This is a genomic window from Shewanella sp. K8 (genome assembly GCF_028823715.1).
Taxonomy (GTDB): Bacteria; Pseudomonadota; Gammaproteobacteria; order Enterobacterales; family Shewanellaceae; genus Shewanella; species Shewanella algae.
Genome location: NZ_JAPEHY010000001.1, coordinates 212,861 through 225,315, shown reverse-complemented (window position 1 = coordinate 225,315; position 12,455 = coordinate 212,861). Strand labels below are relative to the sequence as shown.

Below are 12,455 nucleotides of genomic sequence, written 5' to 3'. Positions count from 1 at the left end.
GTTTGAATTAATATGTTACGATAAACTTCGTTTCAAAAAGACATGCGGGATAGCCCACGCCAATATCGTCTAATTTAATAACTGCCACTTTGACAGAGGAGTTTTCTTTTATTACGGAACTAGTTGCAAAAATATAGTAATTCCCATGAAATTCTATAAGCTCGTAAATCACCTGAGAGCCCAGAGTCCTTAGATAATCACCAACTTCTAGGCCTTGAAACTCTTTCCATTGCAAAAAAAACTTAGAGACATTACCTAACTCTTGTTGTTCCTTCCAAAACGAATCAATATTAAGGTATTTTTTACTATCATATGGCAAAGGTAACATGAATAAATTATGCACCCACACACCAGATAAATATCCGGTTGTTCTATAAATAGATTCAGTTTCTCCATCCTTATCTAAATCAACCACGAACTCTTCAACACGAAATGAGCTTGCGTTTTTTTTACTCATAACAGTTCTTGGAACATTTAGTTGTGTTTGTATCATCATTTCAGGCAAGCCAAAATTAGCGAATCGACTTTCCTCCTTTCTAACTCCATCCTTGTTTTTAAAAAAGTTATATTCCCTAGGTTGGTTTATGCTCTCCAAAACATTTGTACACACATCTTCACCTATAGAAGACTCAAGAAGATAGAAAGAGCCTTCCTCTCTAAAATTACCTAATTCCATTGGAGTTTTAACATGTTTACTATGAAAAATATTCTGACCGCTTCCTTCAATTTCCGTTTCCGAATGAGTTCCGAAGCTATCATCTGCATAAAAAATCAAACAAAATACGCTGACCAACGTTACTAATTCTGATTTTATCCTGCCATTCATAAATATCACCCCTTATATGTTATTATCTGAAATCTAACGCTCTCGCGCCCCTTCACTCACACCTCGCATTAAAGGGGCTAATAAAAACTCCATCAGTCGGCGGGTACCTGTTTTAACCTCAACAGTAACTGACATGCCAGGTTTCAGCTTAACCCACTTTCCATTAACATTGATTTCATCTGTTACCAAAGATGCTTTAAGCGGATACAACAGACCAAGCTGTTCGTACTCTTTCGCGTCGGCTGAAATATCAGTTACTTCACCATCTATCACGCCATATTTGGTAAACGGAAAACTCTCAATTTTAATCTCTGCAGTCTGCCCAACTTGCACGAATCCTATGTCTTTGTTGAGTAATCCTGCTTCGACTTCAAGTTGTACACTGCCATGCTGGCCAATAGGCACAATCTTTAATAGCTCTTGGGCTGGTGTTACAACCCCACCTATTGTCGCTATCGCTAGTTCTTCAACAACACCGGTGACAGGAGCTTTTAAAACTCTTAACTCGGTAAGTCGGATAGCTTTGGTTAACTCTTGCCTAGTGCTCTCTACTTGCCTTGTTAACTGGTTAATTTCTTGCAAAACATTTCTGCGGGTTTCAGAGAGATACGCGAAGTAATTTTGTTCAACGGATACGATACTAGCTCTGGCTTGTTCAAGCTTGGCACGCTGCAACAACAAGGATTCTTCTTGATCTATTCGTTGTTGCTTCAGTTCAAGATATTGATTTCGTGATACGGCCGACGTTCCAAGTAACGTGTAGTAACTTCGCTCTCGCTCAACAACTAAAGGCAATGTTTTTTCGATACGTCCGACATCAATGCTGATAGACTTTTTCTCTGCTTTAAGTTTTGCAATGTCACTAGATATACTATTTAACTTAGATAAATGCTCCAGCCATGCACTATCTAGCAATTGGAGTTGGTTAGCTGGCAACGGGTTTATCTCATCAAATGAGCCTATCGAAGTGATACCTGTAGTGAGAGTTGATATTTGCTGTGAGGCATTTGAACCAGTTGTATCTATGCTCTCAGAGTCATGACTAAAACCCGCTTTCCCCAGCCTATTTAAAAATGCTTTTTGACGTGCTAAGTCTTCGACATATCCTTGTAATTCATTTTTAAGCCTGTCTGCATCAGCTTGGTTAGAGGTGCCATCAAGCACTATTAGATCATCACCAGCTTTTACGTGTTGACCTTCTCTGATAAAAATATGCTTTACTACCCCAGTATCTAAAGGCTGAATAATTTTGACCTTACCACTTGGCACTATTTTGCCCTGTGCCGTGGCAATAATGTCTATCTCGGCCCATGAAGCCCAAAGTATTACCGCTACTATTAAACTTACTATGCAACGTAACAAAAGTCGGCTCCACCTAGCTGGCGGCGCGGCTTGAATCTCCAGAGCAGCAGGTAAAAACTCTAATTTCTGTTGCTCTAGTCTGCGGTGTTCGAGCTTAGTGATAGCTTCAGCAGCATTGTTCTCCGAGTGACTAGGCATTATGACCTCCTATCTTCCCATTATTCTGAACAATAGGATTAATCGGAGCTTGACCTACCGGCTTAGCAGCAATACCAACACCATGATGATTTTGAATTGAATGTAGTTGAGCATATATGCCAGCTTGCTCAATCAACTGTTGATGGCTACCTTGCTCAACCAGTCTCCCTTTATCGAGAACCATAATCCGATTCGAGTCTTTAACAGCAGAGAGACGGTGTGCAATGATAAATACAGTGCGACCTTGGCTAATGCGCCGCATATTAGCTTGAATGATACTTTCAGACTCATAATCAAGTGCACTAGTTGCCTCATCAAAAATCAAAATTTTTGGATCAGTTACCAATGCTCTTGCAATAGCAATTCGCTGACGTTGCCCCCCAGACAATGAGGAGCCTTGTTCACCAACCACCGTGTCATACCCTTCAGGCAACTCTGCGATGAATTCATGAGCGCCACTAAGTTCAGCAGCTTTAATAACCTTTTCCATCGGCATACTAGGATCAACAAGTGCAATGTTTTCCCTAACACTGAGATTGAAAAGAAAGTTTTCTTGTAAAACCACACCCACTTGTCTTCGTAGCCATGCAGGTTCGACCACAGCAAGGTCTACGCCATCAATGAGAACCTTACCGGATTCTGGGACATACAATCGCTGTATGAGCTTTGTTAGGGTACTTTTTCCAGAGCCTGAACGCCCAACGATACCTATCACTTCTCCTGGGCGGCATTGGAAACTGATATTGTTTAGTATAGGAGTTCGATCAGGTGAATAGCGGAATAGCACATTATCAAATACGATTTTCCCTTTTATGTCAGGAAGCGTTGCACGGTTTGGGTTATAACCTGGCTCAGATGGAGAGTTCAGTACATCTCCCAACCTTTGCAATGATATATTAGCTTGTTGAAAATCCTGCCACAGGTTAACTAAGCGCATTATAGGTCCGCTGACGCGCTGGGAAAGCATATTAAATGCGATAAACTGGCCTATACTTAATTCGCCAGACACTACCGCTATGGAGCCAAAATATAGTGTTAGAAGTCCACTTATTTTGTTGATATATGCGGCAATTTGACTGTAGATGTTGCTCAAGTTACTAGTCTTAAATGAAGTACTAACGTAGTCAGCAAGCTTGTCATCCCAGCTATTACGAAGTTGAGGCTCTACCGCCATAGCTTTAATTGTTTCTACACCGTTTACAGATTCAACCAAAAAGGAATGGTTTTCTGCACTTCGTTGGAACTTCTCATTTAAACATTTGCGTAAGGTCGGTGTGATGATGAGTGACAATGTAAAGTAAAATGGAATAGTGCCAACTATTATCCATGTTAGCAAAGGAGCGTAATAAAACATTACGCCAAAAAAAACAAAACTAAAGAACACATCCAGTACAACTGTCAATGATGAACCTGTTAGAAACTCTCTGACACTATCGAGTTCTTTCACGCGTGCTACGGTATCCCCTACCCGGCGGCTATTGAAATAGGCCACAGGCAATGACAGCATGTGTTTATATAATTTACTACCTAATTCTACATCTACACGGTTAGTAGTATGTGAAAACACATAGGTTCTCAAGCCTGTTAGAATCACTTCAAATGTGATCACAATGAAGAAGCCGAAAGCGAGGACATCTAAGGTCGTCATCCCTTTGTGTACTAATACTTTATCGATAACAACTTGAAAGAAGATAGGAGAAGCTAGTCCGACTAACTGAATGAAAAATGATGCTATAAAGACATCACTGAAATACCCTCTATATTTCAGTAACGCAGGAACAAACCAAGAGAATCCGAATTTAGCACTATCTGTCATCACGCCGCTTAGCAATGAACTCCGTTTTGACAGCAAAAGTAATTCACCAGTCCAAATTTCATTTATTTCGCTTTTTGAGTAAGTGACCAGACCTGAATTAGATTTCGATAAATCTTGTACAAGTACTTTATCATCAGATACTTTTGCAATAATAAAAAAGTGACCATCCACATGACGCCCTACAGCCGGCAGCACATGTTCAGATAATTTATCAGGGGTGTCGTTTATAAACTTGGCTTTTAGGCTTAGACTTCTAGCAGCTCGAATTAAATTAATATTAGCTAATGATGGAGTTTCTTTATTAGCTTTACTGCATTTAAATTCTCGAATTAATGAATTAGGATCCGCTGGGATATGGTGAAAGCGGGCAATCAATGAAAGGCAATGAATACCAGAGATAAATTGGCTCGACATCTAAATCCTGAGTCTTTTTTCGTCCTTGAGATTTCACATCATAATAACCAAGCAACTAAATGTAAAGATATGTATCATTAAATATCTATTAACATTTACAGTGTTGGAGCCTTGTCAATAGGCTGATAACACACTCATGAAACGCAGCGATAACAATTAGGTAACATTGCGGAGCATAGGTTTCGGGTTGAACAATGAAGAATTTACTATTTGTAGTAACTGAATTGTACTAGTTGAAATATAACTAACTAAAGTATTTCTAGAAAACCTAATAACGATTCAAATGAACGGTTGCTACTTATGCCTTCTTGAGTCATATGTTCGCAGCCACTTCAAGCATCAACTTTCACAAGGTGCATCATATTTTTCTCAATGAGATTTGTTACTACTTTTTCAAACTATGTTTAGATGATGAAAGCACTTAAATCACCGGTTGTCAGAGCAAAGAAGATAATAATGACTTAGCGAAGTTGCAGCTCAAAGGCATTTGAGAGAGTTCAAGAGTACTGACGCCTGCCAACGTCGATATTGGGGGGCTGATATCGGATTGGGTAATACCCAGCGAGCTTCTTTGTCGCTCTTGTAAAGAGCGATTTCCTGTTTTTCAAGAAATCTTTCCAGGCGAGAAGGGAGAATACGGCAACAGATAATGTCGCAGCCGGCCAAGCGTTCGATGCGCAGTTCTCTTAGTGGAACAGGAAAACCGGCATCCATCAGCCAGTAAAGAGTCTGATGGTAAACTTCATACTTATTTTGTTTCAGAAACGCGATGCCCCAGCCTGGCTCGGCTGTCAGCGCCAACTCTCTGTATGTTCTGAAATCCATAAGCAGTCCCCCAAGAGATCTTGGTTGCACTGTATAGGGACATGAAAACAAGGTCGTTAAGAAACATCCTTGTTGTCATCGGAATTTTCTGATCAGGCTTACCTAAACATAAAAAAGGCCGCAGATGCGGCCTTAAACATAGATTTATGGCGGCGGAATACCGCCAGACCAATGAGCGGATTCACTCTTTAAACAATAAAATATCCATTAACAACCAAACAGCAGCGATGAGGTAGAGTTATCGCAGTCGCCCTCTCCCTTCGACGACTCATCGTCATCGACATCACGACTCCCCAAGAACTCGCCGTGTTTGAACATCTGGATATAGTAGGGTTTACCCATGATGTAAGACACGGTATCACCATGTTCTTTCCCGTCCTGATAACGGGCGACCTTTTTCAATAAGCCGTCTTCGGTGAAATAGTAAAAGCTGCCTTGTTCCTGCCCCTTGGCGTCATACTGCTCCCGCCCCAGTTCATAACCTGCTGCAGAGTGGGCCAGCCAAGTGCCGACTTTTTTGCCGTGATGGTACTCTCCTTGCCAGAGGGACACTTGGGTTTCATAGGGCTCCTGGTACTGCCACTGGCCATGCCGTTTGTCCTGACTATAATTTCCTTTGGCTTGCAACTCGCCTTTTTCATTATAGGTCTGGTATTCGCCTTCAAGCTGCCCGTGCCGGTAATGTGCCAGTTGCAACAATTGACCATCATGCACCTGGATTTTTTTCACCTCACCATGCAGACGCCCTTGGCTGTCATACGCTTCAGTGCTGCGATTACGGGCATCCAGGTAGGTCCAGGTACCCACCTTTTTGTCATTGGCGTATTCGCCTTGCTCCAACAGCTTGCCGCTAACCAGTTTCTTCTCATAGGCACCATGGAGCTTACCTTCCTTGTAGTAACTGGTTTCTATATAGGGCTCATCGTCCCAAATCCCTTGATAACTTTGTAGAGTCAGCCCCTCGCGCTTACCTTTCAGTTTCTCCTCTCGTTCAATGACAACCCCACTGGCATCAAACTTCTGAAACAGAGTCCACACCCGGGTCATATCCTGCTGCATTCTTGAGCTAAGCTTGCCCTCTTTAAAGTATTGCCTGTCGAGGATCTGCTTGTCTTTGACAAAACGGGCGCTGAATTCCATGGTCTTGCTGCCGTCAACGGCAAATTTTTGCTCAAAGACCAAGCGGCCTTGATTGTCAAAGCGCTCTAAATGCTGCAGCTGCGAGCTATTGGCATAAAAGGTTTGCTGCTCGCCCACCTTCTTGCCCTGTTGATAATGTTCGACTCGAGTCAGTTGCCCCTGTGCATCGTAGTGACGGCTTTCCCCATGTTCTCGATTCTGCTGGTAACTGCCTTCCCAACTGAGTTGCCCATTCTTGTGCCAACGTTTGGCCGGCCCCTGCCGCTGGCCATCCACATAAACATACTCGGCCTCTTTGGCACCTGTATCCCAGTATTCATAGGCTTTACCCTGTTGGCCTTTAGGGCCAAAGGTATCAATGTAAGACAGCTCGCCATTGCGGTGATAACGTTTGCGCTCACCGGTCAGTTTACCCGCCAGATACAGGCTGCGCTCACGCAGTTGCCCCCCGGGGTAGTACTCCAGTTGCTCCCCTTCCGGCAGCCCATTGACCAGCGAGTGTTGCGCCTGCAGACTGCCATCCTGGTAATAGTGGCTGTCTTTACCGACGCGTTTGTCGCCCAATTGCTCATAGACTTCCTCTAACTGACCGTTACTGTAGAAGTTTTTCTGAGTGCCCCGCTGCTTACCATCAACAAAACTGGCCTCCATGGTCAGGATGCCGTCTTCATCATAGAAGCGGATTGGGCCTTCCATCTCGCTGTTACTGTTATAGTTGCCGTCGGAAGACAGCTTGCCGTTATTGTGAAAGAACTGGTAACTACCTAGGGCATTTTGGAAAATACCCGGCTTGGCAAAGCTGCCCTTGAATCTGGGGATATCCGAGCCGACATAATAGATGGTGGTTTGCCAACCGTGTTGATCCTGAGTTTGAGGATCTTTGACATAAAAACTGGCCTGTTGCTCACTGTCGACCACTTGCCAATCATCATTCAACCACACTGTCTCGGCGCTTGCCATCCAGCTCATCAGGCAACAAAGTAATATCAATACACGCATTTTCTTGTCCTTAAGGCAGTGGCGGGAAACTGTTGACCCAGCGAATATCCAGGGGTTCGCCCTGATATTCGAGCTTGCTGATACGCTCCACTCTATCGGCAACCCTTAGGTATTTGTCTTCCATAACGGCTTCGCTCAGGGACGCATGGTCTGTATTGAGATAGTGAGCGTGTATATCCAGCAAAGGCAGTTGTACGCCATCGGCATTATAGAGATGGTACTGCTGAAGGAACTGCCGCGTGGATTGCTGCAGATCCAGCTCACCGAATACTTCGATAGGCACCAGCCAGGCGCGCTCACTCGGGGTATAGTCAATTGGCTGCCATACCGGGCGTCCATCACAATGCAGATGACTGGGTATTTCCAGGCCATAGAAATAACGGCGAAGACCATCTTCTGTACTCAGTTGGTACTGGAGTTGCGCAGGCTTCCATTTGTCATACTTCGCTTTCCACACCAAGGATGACGGCCCTTGTTTAAAATCGCCTTCTATCTGCAGTTGGCAGACACTGGCCCAGTCTTGTGGCAGGGTCAACTTGGCACCTTGCGGCGTATCGGCCTGGGTCGAGAAATTCATAGGGTCAAAATCGGCAGAGTCTTCGCCGGTGTCATTGTAAAGGTAATTCTTATCCATTGGAGGCAGGGTGTAATCGGCAGCAAAGGCCTCGCGGCTTACCCAGCTAACCTCACGGCTGAAGCTCGATTGTTGCTGCTTCTTCACAGCAAAGAAGGTCACCTCTGATGGCTGGTTGGTCAACTTCACCCTAAACCCATTCTCGCCGCTAAATAGTATGCTGCGATCCAAACTATTGAGCCATTTGGGGCCGATTTCTGGCGTTTGGTAACGGTATTCACCTTCAAGCCCATCAAAAAATGGCAACAAATAGCCATCTGTGCCGCTGAAATGCAGCTGATATTCATCTGGCTGCTGCGCTATCGGTGTAATGGTGACAATACCGCCGTCAAACGCCAGTTGCTGCTCTTGTCCCGACTGCCATTGGCCGGAAATCGATACCAGTTCGAGTGGCATAAAATCTGCCATGGCGCTGAAGGAGGATATTTTTTCAAACTGGTTTCGCTGGTTCCAGCCCAGAGGTGCAATGGCGGTACTGGTGACTAGCTTGTCATTTTGTTGATAGGGGCCAAATTGGCCTAAAACGGCAAACTCCATTTCAATAGGTTTATCTTCCGCGTCCAATGCCTTGAAGTCTCGATAAGTGATCTCTCCCAGAACTTCTTTTTCATGCTCGGCGAGCAATAACTCCAATTGGAGATGTTTAGATTCGACGCTATATGCTCCTTTGCCGTATTGGAATAAGGCTTCGGCGCTGATCTCCTGCCCGTCAACAGGTTTGGGCGGCGCGGTCACTATGGGAATCCAGTTATCCAGAGAATCGGGGGCAATTCGATTGCTCAGATCACCTACTTGATCGAGCAGATCTTTACGCTCCATGACAAGCAACATATGGTTGCTGCCTTGTCGGCCCCTGAGTTCGACTTTAGTTTCCAGCACCAACACCATTTTCTGCAACCAGCCGCTATCGCGGGCCAGGCGCATATGCCCATAAAGGCGGCTATCATCACTTTCGGCCGTCAACTCAGTGTCTACGGTTTCGGGAGTCACTTTGGTGACCAGTAATTCGGCTTGCTGGCCGTTGAACCCCTCAAGTGTCAGCTTACTACCCTCTTTGGCAGGGATCTCCTGCAACACGCCGGGAGCATCCATTCCCGGGGCCAAAAGTTTGATTAGCTCAGGGCCAGAGCGTGCCAATATTTTTTGCCAGGTTTCATCGTCCTTGGCCTTAAACGCCAGCAGTTTTCCAGAGTCTTTATCCAGAGTGACTTCAAAGCCTTTGGAAAACATCTTCTGCAGCTCGGGGTTGTCATCGGTAGCGCCAAAGCTACTGAAAGGCCGGCCGCCGCCTGACATAGCCATATATTTGGGTACCAGCTCCAGCTTTAGCGCCGGCGAGGTCTCAATTACCTCATAACGCATCAGGGAGTTGCTGTCCTGAGTAAATTGACGTCCACCTATATCTATAGTGGCTTTGGCCTGTACCCAGTAATCAACTTGATCGCCTTTTTTGGGGTCAAATTCAACATGGGAATTGGGGGTGCATGCGGACAAAAGCCATAACAGACCGAAGAGGGAAAGATACTGCTTCATTTCATTCCTTGAAGAAGAACACTTGAAAATTAGCGCCACATTATGCCAGAACCTGAGTCACAATTCTGCTGCCATCCACGCAGGCTTTAACCATTTCGCCGGGTAAATATCGCAAATTCGCCAATAGCTTTGGGAAAAAGCCTCTATTTAAGGCCAAGCCAAAAATCCACAATAAGTCCCACCTCATTTGAGGCAACCAACCCTTTCCTGCGGCTAGAGTCTTGCTGACTCATAGTTTTACTGCAACCGGCGTTTTCTGCTCCCTGCGGCAGATTTCCACCCTGACGTCAGGTTGCAGCCTTTTTAAGTCCGTACAACGCCAAAAAAACTGGGGTTGGAATTATACAGCTACATACGCTGCACTACTCCAACCCCCAGATGTCTCTCGGGCATATACTGTCTATTGGCTCTCAGTTAAAAGCGATCGGCATTCATCACCTTGACCCAGGCCTTGACGAAGTCCCGAACAAACTTTTCGCCGTTGTCATCCTGGGCATAGACTTCCGCATAAGAACGTAAAATCGAGTTGGAGCCAAGCACCAAGTCCACTCGGGTTGCGGTCCACTTAACCGCGCCGCTGTGACGCTCAACAATTTCGTAGAGGTTTTCGGCAACCGGTCGCCACTGATAGCGCATGTCGGTGAGATTGACAAAAAAGTCATTGGATAAAACACCGACCCTATCGGTAAACACGCCCTGTAATGCCCCCTCGAAGTTGGCACCCAGCACCCGCATACCACCTATGAGCACTGTCATTTCAGGGGCCGTGAGCCCCATAAGTTGGCTGCGATCCAGCAAGAGTTGCTCGGGAGTCACCCGATAATCGGCCTGCAGATAATTTCTGAAGCCATCATGCAAAGGCTCAAGCACGGCGAACGATTCCACATCCGTCATATCTTGGGTTGCATCCCCGCGCCCCGGCAGGAATGGCACCTCGATATTGACCCCGGCATCCCTCGCGGCCTTCTCAACTGCGGCGCTGCCCGCAAGCACTATCAGATCAGCCAGGCTAATTGCTTTGCCGCAACCTGACTGGATAGCCTCCAACACCTTGAGTACTTTTTGCAGCCGCTGCGGCTCATTGCCATGCCAGTCGCAGCATGGCTGCAGACGGATACGCGCGCCGTTGGCGCCACCACGGTAGTCAGAGCCGCGGAAGGTACGGGCGCTGTCCCAGGCGGTAGCCACCAACTCGGCCACACTCAGCCCGGAGGCCAGGATCTCTGTCTTGAGGTCGGCGACATCCTTGGCTGTCAGGCTGTAGTCGACTTTAGGGATGGGGTCTTGCCAGATAAGCTCTTCTGTCGGCACATCCGGCCCAAGATAGCGGCTTCTTGGCCCCAGGTCTCTGTGGGTCAGCTTGAACCAAGCCCTGGCAAACACCTCGCTGAAATACTGCTGGTCCTGGGCAAAACGCTCGGCAATCTTACGATATTCGGGGTCGACCTTCAGCGCCATATCGGCATCTGTCATTATGGGATTGTGGCGTATGGATGGGTCTTCCACATCCACAGGCTTGTCTTGCTCTTTGATGTCCACAGGTTCCCACTGCCAGGCACCGGCAGGACTCTTTTTCAGCTCCCACTCGTGCTGCAACAGCATCTTGAAGAAACCGTTATCCCACTGGGTAGGATGGGTTGTCCAAGCGCCTTCAATGCCGCTGACCACAGTATCGCGGCCAATGCCCCGGCTCTTGTGGTTTAGCCAACCCAGTCCCTGCTCTTCCAAGCCGGCCGCTTCCGGCTCCGGGCTGAGATTTTCGGCGCGGCCATTGCCGTGACACTTACCCACAGTGTGGCCACCTGCGGTCAGCGCCACGGTTTCTTCATCATTCATTGCCATGCGTTTGAAAGTTTCCCGCATGTCCTTGGCCGTCTTCAGCGGATCCGGATTGCCATCAACCCCTTCAGGGTTGACGTAAATTAGCCCCATCATCACGGCTGCCAATGGGTTTTCCAACTCGCGATCCCCGGAATAGCGGCTGTTGGGGCCATCACTGCTGGCCAGCCACTCCTCCTCCGAGCCCCAATAGGTATCCTTTTCCGGATGCCAGATATCTTCCCGTCCGGCGGCAAAGCCGAAAGTTTTCAGCCCCATGGTTTCATAAGCGACTGTACCGGCGAGAATGATCAGGTCTGCCCAGGAAATCTTGTTACCGTACTTCTTCTTGATAGGCCATAGCAGACGCCGAGCCTTGTCTGTGTTGACGTTATCCGGCCAACTATTGAGAGGGGCAAAACGCTGATTGCCGGTACCTGCACCGCCGCGGCCATCTTCAATGCGGTAAGAACCGGCCGCATGCCAGGCCATGCGCACCATCATGGCACCATAGTGGCCCCAATCTGCCGGCCACCAGTCCTGGCTCGTGGTCATCAGCGCCCTAAGATCGGCTTTCAGACCGGCATAGTCCAATTTGGCAAACGCTTCGGCATAGTTGAAATCGGGATCCATGGGATTGGTCTTGCTGTCGTGCTGGCTGAGGATGTCGAGCTTGAGCGACTTGGGCCACCACTTCATGATGTCTTGCTCTATGGATGTGTTGGCGCCGTGCATTACTGGACATTTGCCCAAGGGCTTACTTCCGGTCATAGGTGTTATCTCCATATTGGTACAAGCATTACAGTAGACTTACTCTCACATCATACGCTGACTAATTTTTATACTCGAACAAGGAGTATATATCTAATCCGTTAAGCATTTCTTAACCATATAATTTGTATGGTTTACCCGGCACATCCTCGGCAGAAAACAAAAAACCCGCCAGAAGG

Annotated in this window: 7 protein-coding genes; all 7 read right to left on the bottom strand. The window is 46.7% G+C overall.

The features are described 5' to 3' along the window. Window positions 1-7: 7 nt before the first annotated feature. The 7 genes from ON072_RS01060 to katG all read right to left on the bottom strand — a co-directional run bounded on the left by ON072_RS01060 (window position 8) and on the right by katG (window position 12,276). Window positions 8-826 carry a hypothetical protein gene (locus ON072_RS01060; protein WP_107005804.1) on the bottom strand — a complete coding sequence of 273 codons (819 nt, stop codon included), beginning with the start codon at window positions 824-826 and terminating at the stop codon, window positions 8-10. Between the two features lie 33 nt (window positions 827-859). Next, on the bottom strand, window positions 860-2,326 hold the full coding sequence (locus tag ON072_RS01055) for an HlyD family type I secretion periplasmic adaptor subunit (protein ID WP_107005805.1): 1,467 nt from the start codon (window positions 2,324-2,326) through the stop codon (window positions 860-862). After that, window positions 2,319-4,556: a type I secretion system permease/ATPase gene (locus ON072_RS01050; RefSeq protein ID WP_107005806.1), complete on the bottom strand. Its 2,238-nt coding sequence runs from the start codon at window positions 4,554-4,556 to the stop codon at window positions 2,319-2,321. Before ON072_RS01050 ends, ON072_RS01055 begins: the two co-directional genes overlap by 8 nt. Window positions 4,557-5,033: 477 nt before the next feature. Beyond that, entirely contained in the window at window positions 5,034-5,381 is a 348-nt protein-coding gene (locus ON072_RS01045) for a hypothetical protein (protein WP_107005807.1), read from the bottom strand. A 207-nt stretch (window positions 5,382-5,588) separates the two neighbouring features. Beyond that, window positions 5,589-7,520 (bottom strand): toxin-antitoxin system YwqK family antitoxin, encoded by a 1,932-nt coding sequence (locus tag ON072_RS01040; RefSeq protein WP_274625907.1) that lies wholly within the window; start codon window positions 7,518-7,520, stop codon window positions 5,589-5,591. A gap of 10 nt (window positions 7,521-7,530) precedes the next feature. Beyond that, entirely contained in the window at window positions 7,531-9,687 is a 2,157-nt protein-coding gene (locus ON072_RS01035; protein ID WP_274625906.1) for a hypothetical protein, read from the bottom strand. Window positions 9,688-10,101: 414 nt separating this feature from the next. Then, the gene (gene katG / locus ON072_RS01030) at window positions 10,102-12,276 is read right to left on the bottom strand and encodes a catalase/peroxidase HPI (RefSeq protein ID WP_274625905.1); all 2,175 of its coding nucleotides are present in this window, start codon (window positions 12,274-12,276) and stop codon (window positions 10,102-10,104) included. Window positions 12,277-12,455: the final 179 nt, after the last annotated feature.

Bases quoted from the DNA above. Each gene is read 5' to 3' on its own strand.
- ON072_RS01055 (WP_107005805.1), bottom strand. From the start codon at position 2,326: ATGCCTAGTCACTCGGAGAACAATGCTGCTGAAGCTATCACTAAGCTC.
- ON072_RS01035 (WP_274625906.1), bottom strand. From the start codon at position 9,687: ATGAAGCAGTATCTTTCCCTCTTCGGTCTGTTATGGCTTTTGTCCGCA.
- ON072_RS01060 (WP_107005804.1), bottom strand. From the start codon at position 826: ATGAATGGCAGGATAAAATCAGAATTAGTAACGTTGGTCAGCGTATTT.
- ON072_RS01050 (WP_107005806.1), bottom strand. From the start codon at position 4,556: ATGTCGAGCCAATTTATCTCTGGTATTCATTGCCTTTCATTGATTGCC.
- ON072_RS01040 (WP_274625907.1), bottom strand. From the start codon at position 7,520: ATGCGTGTATTGATATTACTTTGTTGCCTGATGAGCTGGATGGCAAGC.
- katG (WP_274625905.1), bottom strand. From the start codon at position 12,276: ATGACCGGAAGTAAGCCCTTGGGCAAATGTCCAGTAATGCACGGCGCC.
- ON072_RS01045 (WP_107005807.1), bottom strand. From the start codon at position 5,381: ATGGATTTCAGAACATACAGAGAGTTGGCGCTGACAGCCGAGCCAGGC.